Here is an 18,993-nt window from a genome sequence, read left to right as displayed (position 1 = left end):
GATGAAGGTCACGCTGCTCGGGACCGGGGACGCCATCGGGACACCGAAGATCGGGTGTTCGTGCCCGGTCTGCGCCGGGGCCAGCCACACCGGCAGGCAACGCCTGAGAGCGGCCGTCCTTGTGGAGGTCGGGGAGAAGCACATTCTGGTGGACACCGGCCCCGACCTCAGGGCCCAGCTCATCGCCGCCGGTTCGCCACACATCGACGCCGTGATCTGGACCCACGGCCATTATGATCACTTCATGGGCTACGGCGAGTTCTACCGGGTGCAGAAGGTGCCGCCGGTCTATGCCGCCGCCCCTACTCTCGACTATGCGGGCTCGGTCTTCTCTTTTCTCTCTCTCGAAGAGCACGCCGTCGAACCGTACCGGCCTTTCTCCCTCTTCGGCGCGGAGGTCACCCTCCTGACGGTGGACCACCCGCCGATGCCGACCTATGGCGTCCGCATCGAGCATGACGGGGCGGTGCTCGCCCTCACCTCCGACACAAACGACCGCATGCCGGCGGCGACGAAAGAGGCTCTCGCGGGTGCCGACCTCCTGGTCCTCGACGCCATCGTCCCGCCGGGGTATACCATCACCAAGCACATGAACTATGCCGACGCCCTGAAGATGGCGGAAGAACTCAGGCCAAAGGACTTCCGTTGCACCCACGCCTCTCACCTCATCCCCTGGGACACCCCCCACCTTGCGATGGACGGCGAGACTTTCGAGTTGTGAGGGGACGGGGTTTTCGGGATTTTTGGCTCTGTAGAAATCCTCCTATATCGGTTGATAATGCGTGCTGATCCTCTGCCTTCCCGTTCGCCGGGGGACTTTTGCCCCCGGACCTCGAAGACTCCGTCTTCTCGAACTCGCTGACGCTCGTTCCCCGCGCGAGGATTGGTCCCGGGAAGAAAGGGTCGGAGTTTTGGAGGAGGAGGCCATCCCGGCCCCTATCGTAATGGCAGGGTGCGAACGAAGTGAGTATGAGAAAAACGTAGTTTTTTGAGCGGCAGCCCCCCCGGCGCAGGCACTTCTGAATGGAATTTTCCCCTATCACTTCAGGAAGTACTTTCCCGCAAGGGTTTCTACAGAGCCGATTTTTCTTTTTTGGATCGGGTGAAGTACTCATAGGTTTTGTAGAATCAGGCGTGAGTCCCGGGGACTCAAGCATACTCCATGAAAATTGTTTTGTGGGGTCTGCCGGTCAACGTGCCTTCCCGTACGCTCGCGCCGGGGGACCACAGTGAAGGTCTTCGACCTTCTTGACCTCCCTTCGTTCGGACAGCGAAGACTTCGTCTTCTCGACTCCCTTCGGTCGCACTCCGCTCAGGATTAGGGGTGGGATGGCAATTTCCCCCCCTCGTGATCACATCCGCCCTTCCCCGGGCCAATCGCAGGTGGGGGTCCGGGGGCAACGAGCGTAGCGAGTTCGAGAACACAGGAAATCGGAGATTTCCTGAGCAGGCACATCTATGATGTGCCATGAGCCGAAGGTTTTCGAGGAGCCCCCGGTGGCCTGTATGGGGAAGGCAATGGGTCGGCGCCCTCCCCTGGAGGGAGATTGCCATCACCCTCCATCCTGAGCGGGAACGACTGAAGGGAACGGAGAGATCCATCGGGTTTTCAAGGCCTCCACCGACGCGAGACATCGACCAATCACCTTTCCCCACTCACTAGATCCCCTCTTCTCTCGACTTCTATTCTTTCCCTCCCCTGTACACCCTTGACACCCCCCACCCCACCAGGAGGATGCCGAGGCCGAGAAGGACGATCTCGATCTCGATCTGGAGGAGGAGAAAGAAGGAAAAGAGGATGCCGAGGAGAGGCACAATGGGCACCCCCCGCACCGCGAGGGGGACCCGGAAGGGACGGAGGACATCGGGATCTCTCACGCGGAGGACGACCACTGTCGCGTTGATCAGGGCGAAGGTGAGGAAGAGAGCGAAATTCGTCGCGTTCGCCACATACGCGATCTCGCCGGTGAGGGTGAATGCCGCCGCGAGGGCGGCGGCGACCGCGACCGCCGCCCACGGCGTCCCGAAAGTCGGGTGCACCTGTGCAAGGAGGGTCGGCAGGGCGCCGTCGCCGGCCATCCCCCAGGCGAGGCGCGACGTGGCGACGATGAGGAGGAGAGAGGTGTTCGCCGTCGCACAGAGGGCCACAAGGGAGATGAGGAAGGAGGCGCTCCCGCCGAGGGCCGCATCCGCGATCGCGGCAAAAGGTGCGGGTGTGGCCGCAAGACCCTCCCAGCCGAGGACTGAGACCGCGCTCACCGTCACGAGCATGTACAGCACCACAGCCGCGGCAAGGGCGAGGACGAGGGCCCGCGGGATCGTCTTCTCCGGCTCCCTCGTCTCCTCGGCAAGTTTCACCATCTCCTCGAAACCCATGTACGCGAAGAAGACCAGGGCCGAGGCCTGGAACACCCCGGGTAGACCCTTCGGCATCGCGAAGTAGTCTACAGACCCGAGGTACGGGATCCCGATGACGATCACGAAGACGATCCCCCCGGCCTCGACGAGGGTCATCACAATCGCAAAGAGGGCTGTCTCCCTGATCCCGTACACCCCGATCGCCGCAAGCCCTGCGATGAGGAACAGGGCTGCCGGGACAGCCGGTATGCCGGAAAGACCAAAGACATAGCCGCCGAAACCCAATGCGACCGTCGCAGCGGAGAGGACGCCCGAGGCAAGGATGAGCCAGCCGACAAGGAAGGCGGCCGTCTGCCCGAAGGCCCGGCCCACATAGGCGTACTCTGCCGACGCCCGCGGAAACATCGAGGAGAGTTCGGCATAGGCAAGCCCGGTGCATGCCGCCATCACCGCCGATATCCCGAAGGCGACCCAGACAGCATTCCCGGCAAGCCCGGCCGCCTCCCCCATCAGGGCATAGATCCCGGCGCCGAGGATGATCCCGACCCCTGAGAGAGTGACCTCAGGGAGACCAAGGGCCCTCTTCAGCCGACCGCCTCTCTCCATGCACCCCTATCTCCCCCCTCCCGGCATAAAAACCCTCATATCGGCCGCCGGATCCCGCGCCTTTCCCGGTACCCATATCTATATACTCTCCTGCCCACCACCTACACATACATGGATGTCAAGATCCTTGAGCGTGAAGAGGACAAGGTGCGGATGGTCCTGAAGGGAGAGGGTCACACCTTCATGAACGCCCTCGTCGAGGAGATCCTCACCGACCTCTCCGTCGACGTGGCACGATACGAAATAAAGTACCAGTTCTCCGACCCCGAACTCCTCGTCACAACACGCGGGGGAAAGGATCCCATCACCGTGATCCTGGAGGCCTGCGCCCGCACGAACGCCCAGTGCGACGAACTCCTCGCCCAGATCCGGGCTCAAAAGACCGCATAAGCATGAAGAGGGACGCGGCCGGCTTCGACCGGATCGCAACCCGCATCTTTTCTCCTCTCTACCCGGTGATCGCGGAGAGGCTTCTTTCCTGGTCCGGAAAAAAAGACGGGCTCTGCGTAGACCTCGGTACAGGCCCCGGCCTCCTTGCCATCGCTCTTGCCCGCGCCTCTGCGATGGACGTCCTGGCCTTCGACTTTTCCGCCGAGATGCTCGGCTTTGCCGGGGAGCATATCAGGGATGCCGGCCTTGAAGGCCGGGTCTTCCCCCTTCTCGGCAACGTCCACGTCCTTCCCTTCAGGGACGGCACCGTCGACCTCTTCGTTTCCCGGGGTTCCATCTTTTTCTGGGAAGACCGCGTCCGGGCCTTTGCGGAGGTGCACCGTACCCTTGCGCCGGGTGGCACCGCCTATCTGGGCGGGAGTTTCGGGACACGGGCCCTGCAGGAGGAGATATTCCGAAAAATGCGGGAGATAAATCCTGACTGGGACAGGGACGTCGTCAGGAGGAGCGGCCGTGCCACCCCTGCCTCCCTTCTTTCCGACCTTTCCCGTGCCGGGCTTCATTCAGCCCGGATAAAAAAGGATGAGGCCGGGTTCTGGGTCGAGATCAGGAAACCCTGATCAGGCCCGCTCGGTGAAGATGATCGATCCCGATATTCTGGTGATCTTGACCTTGACGGTCTGGCCCGGGCGGGCGTTCGAGACATACATGATGTATTTCCCGATCCGTGCCACGCCGTCGCCGCGCCTGGAGATAGACTCGATCCTGACGTCCACGATCGCGCCCTCCTCAAGACGGCTGCCCGGTTCCTCTGTCCGTGCCTTGCGCTTCCTCACCGGTCGGTGACCGCCGCAGGCGTCGCACCTCAGGATGAGGATACGGTCGTCCTTGACAAGTCTCGTGTCAGGCCGCCCGCACTCGGAGCAGATCACGTAGTCCTCGACATAGTTCTTGATCGCCGAGGAGATCACCGACTCCTCGAATTTCCCGTTGAAGACCGCGCGGCCGCCCTCGATCTTTCCTGCCGTACCAAGCTCGCCGACGAGATATTTCATCAGGTGGTCGGGCTCTCGCCTGATATATCCGGCGATGTCCCCGAAGTTCTCGATGACGGTGGTCTTGCCCTCCATGTAGACCTTCGCCTCGGGAATATGAAACCGCTCGGCACTCGGGCCGATTTCGGTGATATTGGCGTAGGCTTTCTTCAGCAACTCTTCATAGGGATCTGCCATGGTGTTATACTATTGCCGGGATCGGTTAAAAGGGATAGCACCCCTGAGATGGATATATAGGCCCCGAAACCCACCTGTGAGTACATGCTGTCTGCCGATGACCTCGCGTTTATCACCGGAAAACTGGGCAGGGGCCTCACCGATGTGGAGGCTGCCTGTTTCGAGAACCTCTGGAGCGAGCACTGCTCGTACCGCTCCACCAAGGGGCTGTTAAAGACCCTCCCGACAGAGGGAAAAAATGTCATCCTCGGGCCGGGTGACGACGCCGCCATCGTCCGCTTCTCCGACACCTGCGCCCTTGCCGTCGGGATGGAGAGCCACAACCACCCGAGCTATGTGGACCCGTACGACGGCGCCGCCACCGGCGTCGGCGGGATCGTGCGTGACATCATATCCATGGGCGCACGGCCCATCGCCCTGATGGACCCCCTGTACTTCGGCGCCCTCTCCGAGGAGAAGACGCGGTACCTCTTCGAGCACATCGTCGCCGGCATCGGCGACTACGGGAACTGCATCGGCGTGCCCGTGGTGCGGGGAGAGACCGTCTTCGACCCGTCGTACCAGGGCAACCCTCTCGTGAACGTCGTCTGCGTCGGCGTCGTCCCGCCCGAGCGGTTCACCACCGCCAGGGTGAAGGCGCCGGGCAATCGGCTTGTCCTCTTTGGCTCATCAACCGGGCGTGACGGCCTTGGTGGCGCCTCTTTCGCCTCCCGCGACCTCTCCGAAGGTGCGGAGGCCGAGGACAGGCCGAGCGTCCAGGTCGGCGACCCCTTCACCGAGAAACTTCTCATCGAGGCGACCTGCGAGATGGCGGAGACCGGGAAAGTCCTTTCCTGCCGCGACCTCGGTGCTGCCGGTCTTGCTGGCGCCTCGTCCGAGATGGCGAGTTCCTTTGGCGCCCGCCTCCATGCCGACCGCGTCCACCTGCGGGAGACCGGGATGAACCCGGTCGAGATCATGCTCGCCGAGTCACAGGAGAGGATGCTCGTCGAGGTCGCCCCTGAGGACGTCGCTCTGATGGGTGCGATCGCCGAGAAGTACGACCTCTCCTGGAGCGAGATCGGCGAGGTGATCGCGGAGTCCAGGTACATCGTCGAGTTCGAAGGACAGGTCGTCTGCGACCTCCCGGTCGACCTCCTCGTCGGCGGGACGCCGGGCTGTGCCCTCCCGAAGGCGCCGAAGGCTGCGGGCACCCCGTACGCCGCCCCTGCCGGCGACCTGAAGGACCTCGCCCTTGCGGTGCTCGCCCACCCTGACATCGCCTCGAAGGCCTGGATATCCGGGCAGTACGACCACGACGTGCAGGTGCGCTCGGTCTCCCTCTCCCATGACGCCGCCGTGATCCGTCTGGAAGACGCCGCCCTCGCTCTTTCCTGCGGCTGCAACCCCCGCCAGATCGCCCTCTCCCCATACGCCGGTGCGGCAAACGCCGTCTACGAGAACGCGGCGAACCTTGCATGCGTCGGCGCCGAACCCCTCTGTATCGTCAACTGCCTCAACTTTGCAAGCCCCCTCCACCCCGAGGTCTTCTGGGAGATGGAGCAGGCGGTGCTCGGCCTCGGCGACATGGCCCGCGCAATGGATGTTCCGGTCGTCGGCGGGAACGTCTCCCTGTACAATGAGTCAGACGAGTACGGGACCGAGATCAAGCCGACCCCGTCCATCGGGATGGTCGGCAGGGGTCCTGTCCGCCAGTGGATGCGGCCCTCGGCAGGCGACAGGATCGCTCTTGTCGGGGAGACCGGTGCGCACTTCGGCGGCTCCATCCTCGACGCGATGACCGGCTGCGGCGGTGAGGCCCCGGAGATGGCAGACCCCGCGCTCGTCCCGGAGGTCCGCGCCCGTGTGGCGGCCGACGCTATCACCGGCGTCACCGACCTCTCGAAGGGCGGCCTCCTTGCGGCCCTTGCGAAGCTCTGCCCCGACGCAGAGGTGAAACTTGCAGGCGATCCCCTGACCGCCCTCTTCTCCGAGACCTACGGCCGCTTCCTCGTCACTTTCAGGGACGCCGCCGCCCTTGCCGGCCTGCCGTACGATATCATCGGCACCGTCGGCGGCGAAGGCCTCAGGTTCTCCGCAGGGGCGAAGAGTTTCGCCCTCACCCCCGAGGAGATCGAATTTTCTCTCTCCTCGATCACGCGCCAGATGCAGTACTGATCAGGCGGGCAAGCCCGTCCATCCCCTCCCCTTTTGTGATCTCCTTATCGGTGATGTGGAAGGTGCCGGCGACCATCATCCCCCGCTCTTCGATCTGTCGGGCAAGGATCGAAAGAATCTCGCCAGGCACGCCCCCGCTCGTTGCAAAGGCAACAGCCTTTTTTCCCTCGCAGTTTTCAAGTGCGGCGACAATGGCGTTTGCGGCCGGCGCCACCCTGAACGCCCAGACCGGCGTCCCGACGGCGATCAGATCGTAGGCTGCGACGTCGATCCTGGCCGGTTCGATCTCGGCCTTCTCTCCCCGCCTCGCCTTCGGTGCCCCTTTGATGTACATCATCACCTTCGAGTACGCCGCGAGGTCCTTCACCTCGACGAGGTCGGCGCCTGTCGCCTCTGCGGCCGCCTCTGCGATCCTCTTCGTGTTCCCGGTGGCAGAATAGTAGACGATACAGACCTTCATGGAGGACTGATGGGGGGATGGGATATCTGCGTTGTGGTACAGGAAAGAGGAGGATTTTTTTGTGTCTGTACTGCCCCGGCCATGGTGGAGCGGTCTATTCAGGAGAGCCGTCGCGGTGCGGGACGGAGATCTGATTGAGCGCAGGATGCCAGAATAGGGTGTTCTTCCTTGGAGGAAGGCAGGAGAAATGCCGATGCGGGAGATCGTATTTTTCAGGTTCGATGCATCCGTTCGGGGAGGTGAAAATCCTGCGACTGTTAGACGATTGTGCCAGAAATGATATATAATACAATATGGATATTTCGTGTTGTGGAGATCGAAAGGATCTCCCGGCAGGGTCCCGCCACGTTGTCAAGACTCTGACAGGACCCCGCACTGCCCGGAGGCATGACACTGTATTCCTTTCTGATACTTGAAGGTATGGCCCGTGCCTCCGGGGAACACTGGAGGTAGAAAACATGAAAAAAAGAATTGTAATGCAGGCATTCTCCTTGCTCCTCGCTTTTCTGCTGGTGAGCATAGCAGGAATATCGGCGGTGAATGCAATAACTGCGATGCCGGAAGCGACCGACCAGTATGAATCTCTCGATCCGGGAGTTATTCGGGAGCGCTTGCCCACAAAAGAAGAAGCAGCAAAACTCAATGAATTTGAAAGTCCTGCAAAGACACTCATCAACGAATTAAAGTCTAAAAATTACGCTAACGATGACATTACAAGAGAACTGGCAAAACAAGGGTATGGGTGGTATCCAGATACCGGAGCATGCTGGAAAGGAACTCCCCCGTCAACAGAAGAGTTGAAAATTATTCAGAAAATTCGAGGTCCCGATTACTCACCATTCAGTGCGGAAAGCAGCACAAGAGCACTTGAACAGGCACTCCAGATGATGTCTGTCACCAATAACAACGCGTACAGAGGAATCAACGTGTATATGAAGCCGAGCGAAATGCTCGTAGAACCAGATGGGACTTACCAACATGTGATTACCACACATGTTGGAAAGAAGCCGAATCCCTCGACTGAATGCTGGACAGAAGTGGGCGTTGCACGATCCGTTCCAGACAACATGAAACAATGCTTTACATACGATAATGACGAGGGCGAATGGCAGTTCCACGGGGAAACCGATTCTTCAACCTACAGGAATTATGCTATCTACGTAACTGATACATATGAGAGTGGAGGTTATCTGTACCACATCTGGATAGATGATAATTGGGTGCGGAGCGGACATCTGGCATTCAGAGAAAATGATGTTAATCACGCCAATGAGATCTGGTCAGATGAGAGTGTTCCTGTGTGGACAGATGATTCAGGAACTGCAGTCTTTCGAGATGGTTTCCTTTATCAGGGGAATAGTGGGGGGGTGAGGTGGAACTCGGATGTTCCCACAGATTGGGGCTGTTCTCCCACCCCCTGTCCAATACGGGAATCCCATAGCATAGTGGGAAATGCATGGAAATACTATACCTGGATCTGATATGACAGGACGCCTGATCGCCACAGGAGCACTCATCCTCTTTTTTGTACTCGTAGCCGGGTGCGTAGAGAATGGAGACGGGCCTGTGGCCCCCTCCGGCCTCACGGAGGACGAGAAGGCGGAGGCCGTCAGGATCGCCCTTGCGAACGCCACCGTGCAGGACTACCTCCATGGAGACTACGAGATCGCGGACGTGGACTATAACACCGTAACACACGCCTTCAGAGGGGTGGAACGATCGGAAACAGTGCCGACCGTCGCAATAAAAACAAAAGACGCACAACTCTGGGTGTTCGTGGACCTGGAGAAGGAGACCGTGGTCTCAATCACAAAGAACTACATCCGGACGCCGGTCATCATGCCTTCGGTAACGCAGCCGATATCGACGCCGCCGGGAGGCGAAACACCCACGGTGCCCCCCACGGTGCCCCTCCCCACACCCCTGGATACGCACTGATAGGAACGCAGGGCACATCAGGAGAACTTCGATCACCGAAGAGACGACGACGGGAGATTCATCTCGTCGATCATCATCCCATCAGGTGGAAGCGACAGGGAAAATTCCTGGCCCCCGAAAATAGGATAGGACAGGGGAAGGATAAACTCTGTATATTGAAGAAGGCGGCCATCCGCTCCCTATCGCAATGGTGGGGGGAACGAGCGTTAGCGAGTTCGAGAAAACCGAAGGTTTTCGAGTGTTCAGGGGCGTAGTCCCCCGACTAGATCGTGAGGAAGGCAATGGATCCGCTACCTCTTCATGGTCAGAGGATCCATTGATCCAAGTATGAGGGTTTCTACAGAGCCGATTTTTTTGTGTCTGTACGGCGGCACCGCCGCGGTCATGATCATGGTGGAGCGGTCTTTTCCAGAGGGCCGTCGCGGTGCAGGACGGAGATTCGATCGAGAGCGGTACACATAATGGGATGTTTTTCCCCGGCGGAGTGGCAGGAGAAACGCCGATGCAGGAGATCGTATTTTTAAGGTTCGATGCGTCGGCGCCAGCGGGTGAATGTCCCGCGACTGTTAGATGATCGTGCCAGAAATGATATATAATACGGCACGGATATTTCGTGTTGTGGAGATCAAAAGAATCTCCCGGCAGGGCCCCGCCACGTTGTCAAGACTCTGACGGGGCCCCGCACGTGCCCGGAGGTATGACACTGTACTCCCTTCTGTTACTTGAAGGTATGGCCCGCGCCTCCGGGATAAAGCGGAGGTAGATGGAATGAATGAACAAAGGAAAATGTGGGTTATTTCCATACCTGCGGCACTATTGCTGCTGAGCGTGGTAATCCTGAGTTCGAAGGAGAGATCCCGGAGGTCAAGTAATCATCCAACCTTTCTCCTTTTTTGAGGCGATCTGATGAAAAAAGCATATCTCTATGTCATTGCCGCCGGTATTGCGGCCGTGCTTGTCGTCGTGCTCCTGCTCGCCGTTTTTCTCCCCGCCGCAACGCCGGAAGGTCAGGAGAACATGACCGTCCTCCCGACGGTGCAGCCGACCCCGCGGAATGACACGGCCTATCTCGACATCCACCCAGCGGGGGGTCGGAGCGTCCTGCTCTACCCCGAGGACGAACGCTATCCTGCCATCGATGCGGAATGCCAGGAGTTGATCAGGTGCATCAATGCGCAGCTCAAGACTGGGTTCTCTCAGGAAGAACTGGCAGCGATGAAACGAAACAGCACCTATGTCGCCCTCCGCTTCTCTCAGCCCACGACATTCGAGACGAGGTATATCGTCGATGGTTCTCCGCGGCAGATCACCATCAGCGAAGCGGTGTTCTTCGTGGACAGTGGCGAAGAACAGAACATAATCCGCACACTGGCACCGGACGGACCGGGGGTCTGGGAGACATCACGTGATCGCGGGACGCTCAGAGACCTCATCGCCCCCGTCCTTGCAGAGGGGAAAAAGCGGTGACGACTCATTTCACGTGCCCTCCGCCGGTCAAAAAAAGGAGTTATTTTTTCTGGAACTGTGGCATCAACGCCCTGATTTCCCTGCCGACACACTCGATCTCGTGCTCCTCGTCGGCACGGGTGAGGGCGGTGAAGACGGGCCTGCCTGTCATGTTCTCCAGGATCCACTCCTTTGCGAAACGGCCGTCCTGGATCTCGTCCAGGATCTCCTGCATCGCCTCATAGGTCTCCGGGCCGACGACCCGCGGCCCCCGCGTCAGGTCTCCGTACTTTGCGGTGTTCGAGATCGAGCCCCGCATCCCTGAGAACCCGCCCTCGTAGATAAGGTCGACGATCAGTTTCAGCTCGTGGAGCACTTCGAGGTAGGCCATCTCCGGGGCATACCCGTTGGCGACCAGAGTCTCGAACCCGGCCTTGATCAGGGACGTGCACCCGCCGCAGAGGACCGCCTGCTCGCCGAAGAGGTCGGTCTCGGTCTCCTCCCTGAATGTCGTCTCAAAGACCGCGGCCCGCGTCGCGCCGATACCTTTCGCGTACGCCAGGGCGATCGCCTTCGCCTCGCCTGTTGCGTCCTGCTCGACGGCGATGAGCGCCGGGACACCCTTCCCCTCCTCGTACGTCCGCCTCACCATATGGCCGGGACCCTTCGGCGCTACCATCACGACGTTGACATCTGGCGGCGGGACGATCTGGCCGTAGTGGATGTTGAACCCGTGGGAGAACATCAAGGTCTTGCCCGCGGTGAGGCCCTGCCTGACTGCGCTCCGGTAGACTGCCGCCTGGTCCTCATCAGGGAGGAGGATCTGAATGACGTCTGCCTCACGCGCTGCGTCGGCGACCTGAAAAACCTCCAGACCATCTTTGATCGCCATTTCCCAGCTTTTCCCCGGCCTGACCCCAATGACAACATTGAGTCCGGAGTCTTTGAGGTTGAGCGCCTGTCCGCGCCCCTGAGAGCCGTACCCGATGACGGCAATCTTTTTCCCTGCCAGCACGCCCATATCGGCATCGGCATCAAAATATTTCTCGACCATACTCTATCGTTTCTTAGTGATAACGAAGTTCATAAATAACTATAGGGGGTACCTTTCACCACTACATCCTGGCGCTCGTCGATATCTTTCCTCTTGCGCCATGCTTCGTAGATCAGTTTCCAATTGAGGTTTACGAGAATGGAACTGCCAGACGTACAGTCGACCACTCCAGATGTCCGCATCAATCTGACGAGGGTCGGCGTAAAAAACGTTAAAAAACTGGTTGAAGTCTCCCGCCCAGGCAAGCGCCCTGTGATCTTCATTTCGAACTTCGACGTTTTTGTCGACCTCCCCGGCAGCCTGAAGGGGGCCAACCTCTCCAGGAACTTCGAGGTTATAGACGAAGTGCTCCAGGAGGCCATTGATGGGAAGGTTTCTGAGATCGAGGAACTCTGCAGCGTTGTTGCACGGAAACTCCTCGACCACCATGAATATGCCGAAAGGACCGAGGTCCTGATGCGCAGCGAGTTCATGGTCCGCCGTGAGACTCCGGTCTCGAAGACGAGTTGTCACGAGGTCGTGAAAGTTCACGCCCGTGCGGTCGCAAGGCGGAACGGTCACCACCCCATCATCAGGAAGAGCATCGGCGCTGAAGTCACCGGAATGACTGCCTGCCCCTGTGCCCAGGACATCATGAAGGACCATGCGGTCCATGTGATGCAGGACCTGGGTATCGAGCAGGAGAAGATCACTGCCTTCTTTGAGGAGGTGCCGATGGCCACCCATAACCAGCGCGGCCGCGGCTTCCTCTGCATCGAAACCGACGACGACCAGCATGTCTCCCTGGAGACGATCATCAAGGTCCTGAAGGACTCGATGAGCGCTTCGATCTTTGAACTTCTCAAGCGTGGCGACGAGAACTATGTCGTGATGCAGGCCCACCGCAACCCCCGCTTTGTCGAGGACTGCGTCAGGGAGATGGCACGGCATGTCGTCTCCCGTTTCAGCGACCTCCCCGGCGACTCGATGATCCTCATCCGCCAGACGAATGAGGAGAGCATCCACCAGCACGACGCCTACGCGGAGCGGAAGGCGACGCTTGCCGAGTTGATCGCAGAGCTGAACGGAGACTAAACCCCCCAAACCCCCCCCTTTTTTGAATTTTCGGCTTTGTTGAAATCCTCATGTTCTTGTTGATGTCTCTCTCCCTTCGATGAGAGCAGACGCGGATCCACTGCCTTCCCCTCCTACCTATCGGTGTCGCCAGTCCCCCGGCGAGAGTGTGCAGGAAGGCACATTTAACAGCAGATCGCCCCAGGACAATTTTCATGGGTCTGCTTGGGCCCACAGTTCATGCCAGATTCAACAGAGCCGAATTTTGGCTCTGTAGAAATCCTATTCTGGAGTGTCTCGTCCGGGGGGCTGCACCCCCCGGCCCCCCGCCATAAGGATAGGGGGTGGAGGGCAGTCCCCTCTTCAAGATGCCCGTTTGCCCTTTTGAGGCCTAATCCTCGCGCGGGGGTCCGGGGGCAAAAGTCCCCCGGTGCGAAGATGGAGGAAGGCGGTTGGGTCACGTTCATACACGGAAAAGGTGAGGGTTTCTACAGAGCCCGAATTTTCTTCTTTTGGGACGTCTTCGGTGGCGACGTCGGATCATTTCAGCAGTATTACGTGCGTCTCAGGCGGTTCGCCCATTTTCTCCGGGATATAGGTGACGAAGGCAGAATGACCGGTCGGAGACAACCTTTCCATGCGAGTGAAAAACCCTCAGCGCTGCCTTGTGCCGTTGTTCTGGACTGCCCGCACGACCATATTTTTCAGTGTGGCGAACTGTTTCTTCGGGTCGCCGCCTTTCTGGAGGTAGAAGTTCGCCCCGCCGGTGTGGGCTTCGATGACAATCTCCTCCCGTCCGTGGCCAGTGAAGATAATGAAGGGGGACGTTTCGCCGCGTTCTCTGACGATTTTTAAAAATTTGATGCCATCCATATCGGGCATCTCGTAATCAGATATAATGGCGTCGAAGAACCTGTTATCCAGGATATCGAGGGCTTCTATTGCCCCTTCACATGTCGTCACCGAAAATTCGCCCCCTCTTTCCAGATACAGGCGGATGATGTCGAGGATCATGGGGTCGTCGTCTACGAGCAGGACTGAGATCATGGTTGTCCCGTTCCTGGGGCTATCCCGGAACTGCAGTGATGGAGTATGAGAAACGGCCCCTCCTGCGGGGGGGTGGTGGGAGATTTACGGGAAGAATTCTCTATGTGGTGTGAAGGTTGGTGTATTTGCGCCCTATATTCTCCGATCCGATGGTTCGTCTGTTGCCATCCTCGATACATGTACATGATACCAAGGATATCTTTCGTTACCAATAAAGATGCCCCCGATATCTATGGTTTCAGAAATATAGATATATTGTTTTGTAAAGGGAGCAATGATATCTTGTGACTAAACAGGGTAAAAAGACTGAAATGGTGAATATTCGGTTAACTCCCGAGGATTATGCTGTCCTTAAAATTCAGGCAGAGGGAAAGGGGATTTCCATTGCGCAACACGCCCGCAATATAATTTTGAAAAATCTATCTTTGTCTCCTCTCTCTGATGAAATAATGAAACCCGATGACATTTTGAGAATTTGCAAAATAGCATTGTCCGAGTATCTGGAGTCTGAAGAGTACAAGATTCGGCAAAAGGTATTGATTAAGGAGACCCTGAAAGAGATGATAGAGTGAACTATTTCAGGTGGGCATGTCGGATTGCAACTGAACTCCCTTAATTTCAGAGAGGTATCAGTCGGCAGAGGTATTCGAAGATGCCACACCCCGACACACCACTCCCTGGTTCTTTAGATACGGGCATGAGTCCAGGGGGACTCAAGCATACCGGAATGAAGAACACCGGGCCGAGGACGTAATCTGGATTTCAAAGGGGACCGTGTACATTCCGGATCGAGTGTTTTTCATAGCATATCTTCATGATCGGATCGATCTCTCATCTTTGATCTCAGAGACTGTGGGCGAATCCTCCGCTTTTTTTATAGTATTCGCCGGGAGTTTCACCCCCTGACACCCACGCGCGATTGGTTCCGGGTGGTTCGTTTCAGTCAGAATTGTCATGCGTTACCTGACACCCACGCGCGATTGGTTCCGGGAAGAGTGAAGGTGGGAATCCCGGAGCAGGAGAGTACCATCCCCCTTTATTTCATGAGGTCTGGGGTGAAAACCCCCAAATCAGAGGGACAAGAATGTGATTTCTCCCTTGATCCTCCGTGAAATACTTTCGCGCGAGGTTTTCTAAAAAAACCAGTTGCCGGAGGGGTGATGTGGGTAGAGATCTGTCTATCTCTACTGTATCCTTGAGGTTATTTGCCCCGGTCCGATTGGCCCTCATATTTTTCTGGATTTTCGTATCCCTGAGTTAATCCTCCCTGATTGATCGGTACCGAATCGAAAGATATAACTAAAACGGCGAAGTAATTGCTTCTGACGTACTTCTGTGGTACGTGTCACACCTATTGCACAGGTTCGAAACACGGTATCGCTGTTTGAACAACTCAACTAAAATGAGGCGATATATTTGTCGAAAGTTGTAGAGATTTCCCCAACCACGAGGCACGAGGGCCACTCCAAACTCGTCCTGAAGGTAAATGACGAGGGTATCGTCGAGCGTGGTGACTGGCTTTCCATCACCCCGGTGAGGGGTGTCGAGAAGCTCGCCGTCGGCAAGACGATGGAGCAGGTGCCCAAGATTGCCTCCCGTGTGTGCGGTATCTGTCCGATCGCCCACACGCTTGCAGCGACTGAGGCCATGGAAGCATCCGTCGGGTGTTACATCCCTGAGGACGCGATGCTTCTGCGGTACATCCTCCAGTGCGCAAACAGGCTGCACAGCCATGCACTGCACAACATCCTCTCCCTGCCCGACATGTACCTGCCGGGTACGGACACGAAGATCAACCCGTTCTCCCCCGAGGAGCCGGTGCGGTCTGTCGCCCTCCGGATCCAGAGGCTCCGTGAGATCGGCCAGACCATCGGCGAGATCGTCGGCGGAGAGGCCATCCACCCGTCGAACCCGCGTGTCGGCGGTATGTACAAGAACATCTCCCCGAGGGCGAAGCAGAAGGTCTACGACCTTGCGAAGGAAGGCCGGATGCTCGCCCACGAGCAGTCCGAGTTCATGATCGCGGTCTTCAGGAACTTCCAGAAGCGCGACTGGGCAGAGGTTGCCGGCCGCCAGGTCCCGATCCCGAAGGACCTCGGCTACCACAACCAGGGCTACATGGCCGCGGCCCCGGTCTACGGCAGCAGCAGCCTTGACGACAACCCGACCTGGTTCCCCGAGCGCTGGACCGAAGTCCGGCCCTGGGACTGGTATATGGGCGAGGAAGAGATCACCCTCGAAGACAAGGACTATCCCGTAGGAGGCACCACCCCGGCAGGCGAAAAGGCCTGGCCGCAGATGCAGGCCTGCACGGGCGTGCCCCTGTACGACGGTCAGCCTGTCGAAGTCGGTCCGCGTGCCCGTCTCGTCCAGTTCAAGAACTACGACCTGAAGGGAGCCATGGGCCTGCAGATCGCTAGGCAGATGGAGTACGAGGAGTGCCTGTACGGCATCATGGAAGCCGCCGACGCCCTCAACACCTCCGGCAAGGTTCTTGCCGACGAGATCCCGCAGGGCGACGGAAGCCTTGGCTGGGCTGCCAACGAGGCCCCGCGTGGCTGCGACGTCCACCTGACAAAGGTCAAGGACGGCAAGGTCCGCTGGTTCTCCATGCTTGTCCCGACCACCTGGAACTTCCCGACCTGCAGCCGCGCCCTCGCTGGCGCACCGTGGGAACTCGCAGAAGTCATCGTTCGGGCCTATGACCCGTGCGTATCCTGCGCAACCCACATGCTGGTCGTGGATGAGAACAAGAAGATAGTGGCCCAGAAACTCCTCGAGTGATCATGTTATTCCCGGAAATCGTGATTGTGGGATGTGGTAACCCCCTCTTCGCCGACGACGGCCTCGGGCCCGAGGTGATCGAGGAACTGAACCGCATGCAACTTCCCGACAATGTCAAGGCCATCGACGCAGGGCTCGGAGCCCCGCACTTTATTTTTACGCTGATCGACCCCGAGGTCACGAAAAAGATCATCGTCGTCGATATAGCGGATTTTGGTGCGGAACCGGGCACGCTTGCGGAGTTGTCCCTTGAAGACCTGCCGCCAGGGAGCTATCGGGACGCCCATTCGTGGGACCTGACCGAGCCGCTCCAGAGGCTGAAGGACAGAGTCGAGATCACGATCCTCGGTGTCCAGCCGAAACGGGTAACATCGCCCGAGATGGAAATCGGGCTCACCGAAGAGGTTCAGAAGGCCATACCCAAGGTAGTACGTCACGTACTTGCCAGGATTGGGGTGGATTATGGGGCTACTAGCGAAGCTAAAAGGGATCATCTTTGGAAGGAAGGAGCCACCCAGACCTGAGACGGCCCCGAAGGCAGAGCCTGCGCCGGTAACGGCGATGGTCCAGCCCGAGGCGAAGCCATCTGAGGATAAGGGGACAGTAAAATGGGTGAAAAAGCCCGTGCCAACTCCGGCGCCACGGCCTGCACCCGTCAAAGAGGCCCGGCAGGCACCCGCTGCCGGAGAGCCAGCCAAAGCGGTTGTGGCCAAAAAAGAGGCCGCACAACCGGCACCCAGACCTGTAGCGAAGCCTTCTGAGATCGAAGTGGAAAAATCATCTGAGAGAATTAAGGAGGAAAAGCCTGTGGTAGAGAAGATTACCGTTGGGCACGTGCACATGAGCGGCTGTACCGGATGCCTTGTTTCCTTTGCAGACAACTACGAAGGACTCTTCAAGATTCTGGACAACTATGCAGACCTCGTCTATGCACTGACCCTTGTGGATGTCAGGCATGTCCCTGAGATGGACGTCGCCCTCGTCGAGGGCTCCGTCTGCCTCCAGGACAAGTGCTCTGTTGAAGAGATCAAGGAGACCAGGGAGAAGGCGAAGATCGTCGTCGCCCTCGGTGGTTGTGCGGCATACGGGAACATCACCCGGTTTTGCCGTGGCGGCCAGTGGAACCAGCCCCAGATGGAGTCTTACGTTCCGATCGGAGACCTGATCGACGTCGACGTCTACATCCCCGGCTGTGCGCCGACCCCGCAGCAGATCAGGAACGTCTGTCTCATGGCGTACCTGCTCCTGAAGGGTACCGACGAGCAGAAGGAGCTTGCCGGTGCATACCTCAAGCCCCTCATGGCCCTTGCAAAGCGCGGCGATGAGGCCTGCGGCTGCGACCTGATGTACGACGTGATCAATCAGGGCCTGTGCATGGGCTGCGGTTCCTGTGCCGCCGCCTGTCCGGTCCGTGCGGTCACAATAGAGGGCGGCAAGCCGCAGATCGAGCGCGACCTGTGCATCAAGTGCGGCGCCTGCTATGCCCAGTGCCCGAGGAGCTTCTTCAACTTCGATGTGATGAACGAGTTCGAGGGTATCAGCGAACTCATCAAAGAGGTCATGCAGTGAGGTGAAGAGAAATGGTACTCGGTAACTACAAGACCTGTGTCGCTGCACGCAGCACCGACAAGGAAATTCTGAAGGGAGCCCAGGACGGCGGTATCGTCACCCAGCTCTTTGCGTATGCGCTCGAAGAGGGTATCATCGACGGTGCCATCGTAGCGGGACCGTCCGACGAGCCCTGGAAGCCCGAACCGATGGTTGCAACCACGAGGGCGGAGCTTCTCGCGGCCCGCGGCACGAAGTACAACCTTTCCCCGAACATCTCCCTCCTCAAGGAGGCGACCCGGAGCTACGGCCTTGACAGGATCGGCATCGTCGGCACCCCGTGCCAGATGCAGGCTGTCAGGAAGGCCCAGCTCTATCCGATCGGGATGCGCGACGTCCCCGACAAGATCGCCCTCGCCATCGGGATCTTCTGCATGGAGAACTTCCCGTACCAGTCGATCGAGGCGATCGTCGAGGACCACTGCAACCAGAAGCTTGAGTCCGTCACCAAGATGGACATCGGCAAGGGCAAGTTCTGGGCCTACACCGAGCGCGGTGCGGTCTCCCAGATCCCGCTGAAGGTCACTCACAAGTACGAGCAGCCCGGCTGCCACGTCTGCCTGGACTATGTCTCCAACCTCGCCGATGTCTCGACCGGATCGGTCGGCACCCCTGACGGCTGGAGCACGGTCTTTGTCAGGACAAAGAATGGAGAAAACGCCTGGAACAAGGCCATCACCGCCGGTTGCTTCGAGACCCAGGACATCGCCGGTGTCAAGCCCGGCCTTGACCTCGTGACCAAGCTCGCCACCGACAAGATCACGAAGAACCAGAAGACGCTCGAAGCCCGTGCGTCCTTTGGCGTCGGCAAGGGTCTGCGTAACCCTTACCTCTAAATATTTTTTGCACGTTTCTCTCGG

The 18,993-nt window shown here is 58.6% G+C and carries 18 protein-coding genes; 13 read left to right on the top strand and 5 right to left on the bottom strand.

Features of this window, described 5'->3' with window-relative positions; genetic code table 11:
* The first annotated feature begins 1 nt into the window (after nt 1).
* Nucleotides 2-721 carry an MBL fold metallo-hydrolase gene (locus MEFOE_RS00950; protein WP_067046994.1) on the top strand — a complete coding sequence of 240 codons (720 nt, stop codon included), beginning with the start codon at nt 2-4 and terminating at the stop codon, nt 719-721.
* A gap of 962 nt (nt 722-1,683) precedes the next feature.
* Here MEFOE_RS00950 and MEFOE_RS00945 read toward each other — a convergent pair.
* Nucleotides 1,684-2,964, bottom strand: coding sequence for an APC family permease (locus MEFOE_RS00945; protein ID WP_067046991.1), 1,281 nt, complete (start codon nt 2,962-2,964; stop codon nt 1,684-1,686).
* Nucleotides 2,965-3,075: 111 nt separating this feature from the next.
* Here MEFOE_RS00945 and MEFOE_RS00940 point away from each other — a divergent pair, with 111 nt between their 5' ends.
* The gene (locus MEFOE_RS00940) at nt 3,076-3,354 is read left to right on the top strand and encodes a DNA-directed RNA polymerase subunit L (protein WP_067046988.1); all 279 of its coding nucleotides are present in this window, start codon (nt 3,076-3,078) and stop codon (nt 3,352-3,354) included.
* Between the two features lie 2 nt (nt 3,355-3,356).
* On the top strand, nt 3,357-3,974 hold the full coding sequence (locus MEFOE_RS00935; RefSeq protein WP_067046985.1) for a class I SAM-dependent methyltransferase: 618 nt from the start codon (nt 3,357-3,359) through the stop codon (nt 3,972-3,974).
* Here MEFOE_RS00935 and MEFOE_RS00930 read toward each other — a convergent pair whose 3' ends face one another.
* The gene (locus tag MEFOE_RS00930) at nt 3,975-4,586 is read right to left on the bottom strand and encodes a translation initiation factor IF-2 subunit beta (RefSeq protein WP_067046982.1); all 612 of its coding nucleotides are present in this window, start codon (nt 4,584-4,586) and stop codon (nt 3,975-3,977) included.
* Nucleotides 4,587-4,670: 84 nt separating this feature from the next.
* Between MEFOE_RS00930 and purL the strand changes: the two genes are divergently transcribed.
* The gene (purL, locus tag MEFOE_RS00925) at nt 4,671-6,743 is read left to right on the top strand and encodes a phosphoribosylformylglycinamidine synthase subunit PurL (protein ID WP_067046979.1); all 2,073 of its coding nucleotides are present in this window, start codon (nt 4,671-4,673) and stop codon (nt 6,741-6,743) included.
* On the opposite strand, the gene MEFOE_RS00920 is transcribed toward purL, so the two are convergent.
* Nucleotides 6,721-7,203, bottom strand: coding sequence for a flavodoxin family protein (locus MEFOE_RS00920; RefSeq protein WP_067046976.1), 483 nt, complete (start codon nt 7,201-7,203; stop codon nt 6,721-6,723). The genes purL and MEFOE_RS00920 overlap by 23 nt on opposite strands.
* Nucleotides 7,204-7,661: 458 nt before the next feature.
* Between MEFOE_RS00920 and MEFOE_RS13560 the strand changes: the two genes are divergently transcribed.
* The 3 genes from MEFOE_RS13560 to MEFOE_RS00910 all read left to right on the top strand — a co-directional run bounded on the left by MEFOE_RS13560 (nt 7,662) and on the right by MEFOE_RS00910 (nt 10,608).
* On the top strand, nt 7,662-8,684 hold the full coding sequence (locus tag MEFOE_RS13560) for a hypothetical protein (RefSeq protein WP_153015818.1): 1,023 nt from the start codon (nt 7,662-7,664) through the stop codon (nt 8,682-8,684).
* A 1-nt stretch (nt 8,685) separates the two neighbouring features.
* Nucleotides 8,686-9,141: a hypothetical protein gene (locus MEFOE_RS00915; protein WP_067046973.1), complete on the top strand. Its 456-nt coding sequence runs from the start codon at nt 8,686-8,688 to the stop codon at nt 9,139-9,141.
* A 906-nt stretch (nt 9,142-10,047) separates the two neighbouring features.
* On the top strand, nt 10,048-10,608 hold the full coding sequence (locus MEFOE_RS00910) for a hypothetical protein (RefSeq protein ID WP_067046970.1): 561 nt from the start codon (nt 10,048-10,050) through the stop codon (nt 10,606-10,608).
* A 40-nt stretch (nt 10,609-10,648) separates the two neighbouring features.
* Here MEFOE_RS00910 and ilvC read toward each other — a convergent pair whose 3' ends face one another.
* Nucleotides 10,649-11,641, bottom strand: coding sequence for a ketol-acid reductoisomerase (gene ilvC, locus MEFOE_RS00905; RefSeq protein ID WP_067046967.1), 993 nt, complete (start codon nt 11,639-11,641; stop codon nt 10,649-10,651).
* 138 nt (nt 11,642-11,779) lie between these two features.
* Between ilvC and mptA the strand changes: the two genes are divergently transcribed.
* The gene (gene mptA, locus MEFOE_RS00900; protein ID WP_067046964.1) at nt 11,780-12,715 is read left to right on the top strand and encodes a GTP cyclohydrolase MptA; all 936 of its coding nucleotides are present in this window, start codon (nt 11,780-11,782) and stop codon (nt 12,713-12,715) included.
* Nucleotides 12,716-13,348: 633 nt separating this feature from the next.
* On the opposite strand, the gene MEFOE_RS00895 is transcribed toward mptA, so the two are convergent.
* Nucleotides 13,349-13,741 (bottom strand): response regulator, encoded by a 393-nt coding sequence (locus MEFOE_RS00895; protein WP_067046962.1) that lies wholly within the window; start codon nt 13,739-13,741, stop codon nt 13,349-13,351.
* Between the two features lie 284 nt (nt 13,742-14,025).
* Here MEFOE_RS00895 and MEFOE_RS00890 point away from each other — a divergent pair, with 284 nt between their 5' ends.
* From MEFOE_RS00890 to frhB, 5 genes are all read left to right on the top strand, one after another.
* Entirely contained in the window at nt 14,026-14,313 is a 288-nt protein-coding gene (locus tag MEFOE_RS00890; RefSeq protein ID WP_067046959.1) for a plasmid mobilization protein, read from the top strand.
* Between the two features lie 844 nt (nt 14,314-15,157).
* On the top strand, nt 15,158-16,525 hold the full coding sequence (frhA, locus tag MEFOE_RS00885) for a coenzyme F420 hydrogenase subunit alpha (protein ID WP_067046957.1): 1,368 nt from the start codon (nt 15,158-15,160) through the stop codon (nt 16,523-16,525).
* A 2-nt stretch (nt 16,526-16,527) separates the two neighbouring features.
* Nucleotides 16,528-17,049 (top strand): coenzyme F420-reducing hydrogenase, FrhD protein, encoded by a 522-nt coding sequence (gene frhD / locus MEFOE_RS00880; RefSeq protein WP_067046955.1) that lies wholly within the window; start codon nt 16,528-16,530, stop codon nt 17,047-17,049.
* 283 nt (nt 17,050-17,332) lie between these two features.
* The gene (gene frhG / locus MEFOE_RS00875; RefSeq protein WP_201785161.1) at nt 17,333-18,094 is read left to right on the top strand and encodes a coenzyme F420 hydrogenase subunit gamma; all 762 of its coding nucleotides are present in this window, start codon (nt 17,333-17,335) and stop codon (nt 18,092-18,094) included.
* Between the two features lie 11 nt (nt 18,095-18,105).
* Entirely contained in the window at nt 18,106-18,969 is an 864-nt protein-coding gene (frhB, locus tag MEFOE_RS00870) for a coenzyme F420 hydrogenase subunit beta (RefSeq protein WP_067046949.1), read from the top strand.
* Nucleotides 18,970-18,993: the final 24 nt, after the last annotated feature.

The organism is Methanofollis ethanolicus, from assembly GCF_001571385.1.
In the GTDB taxonomy this organism is placed as follows: domain Archaea; phylum Halobacteriota; class Methanomicrobia; order Methanomicrobiales; family Methanofollaceae; genus Methanofollis; species Methanofollis ethanolicus.
This window is presented reverse-complemented; position numbering and strand designations above follow the sequence as displayed.

Bases quoted from the DNA above. Each gene is read 5' to 3' on its own strand.
- MEFOE_RS00950 (WP_067046994.1), top strand. From the start codon at position 2: ATGAAGGTCACGCTGCTCGGGACCGGGGACGCCATCGGGACACCGAAG.
- MEFOE_RS00945 (WP_067046991.1), bottom strand. From the start codon at position 2,964: ATGGAGAGAGGCGGTCGGCTGAAGAGGGCCCTTGGTCTCCCTGAGGTC.
- MEFOE_RS00940 (WP_067046988.1), top strand. From the start codon at position 3,076: ATGGATGTCAAGATCCTTGAGCGTGAAGAGGACAAGGTGCGGATGGTC.
- MEFOE_RS00935 (WP_067046985.1), top strand. From the start codon at position 3,357: ATGAAGAGGGACGCGGCCGGCTTCGACCGGATCGCAACCCGCATCTTT.
- MEFOE_RS00930 (WP_067046982.1), bottom strand. From the start codon at position 4,586: ATGGCAGATCCCTATGAAGAGTTGCTGAAGAAAGCCTACGCCAATATC.
- purL (WP_067046979.1), top strand. From the start codon at position 4,671: ATGCTGTCTGCCGATGACCTCGCGTTTATCACCGGAAAACTGGGCAGG.
- MEFOE_RS00920 (WP_067046976.1), bottom strand. From the start codon at position 7,203: ATGAAGGTCTGTATCGTCTACTATTCTGCCACCGGGAACACGAAGAGG.
- MEFOE_RS13560 (WP_153015818.1), top strand. From the start codon at position 7,662: ATGAAAAAAAGAATTGTAATGCAGGCATTCTCCTTGCTCCTCGCTTTT.
- MEFOE_RS00915 (WP_067046973.1), top strand. From the start codon at position 8,686: ATGACAGGACGCCTGATCGCCACAGGAGCACTCATCCTCTTTTTTGTA.
- MEFOE_RS00910 (WP_067046970.1), top strand. From the start codon at position 10,048: ATGAAAAAAGCATATCTCTATGTCATTGCCGCCGGTATTGCGGCCGTG.
- ilvC (WP_067046967.1), bottom strand. From the start codon at position 11,641: ATGGTCGAGAAATATTTTGATGCCGATGCCGATATGGGCGTGCTGGCA.
- mptA (WP_067046964.1), top strand. From the start codon at position 11,780: ATGGAACTGCCAGACGTACAGTCGACCACTCCAGATGTCCGCATCAAT.
- MEFOE_RS00895 (WP_067046962.1), bottom strand. From the start codon at position 13,741: ATGATCTCAGTCCTGCTCGTAGACGACGACCCCATGATCCTCGACATC.
- frhD (WP_067046955.1), top strand. From the start codon at position 16,528: ATGTTATTCCCGGAAATCGTGATTGTGGGATGTGGTAACCCCCTCTTC.
- frhB (WP_067046949.1), top strand. From the start codon at position 18,106: ATGGTACTCGGTAACTACAAGACCTGTGTCGCTGCACGCAGCACCGAC.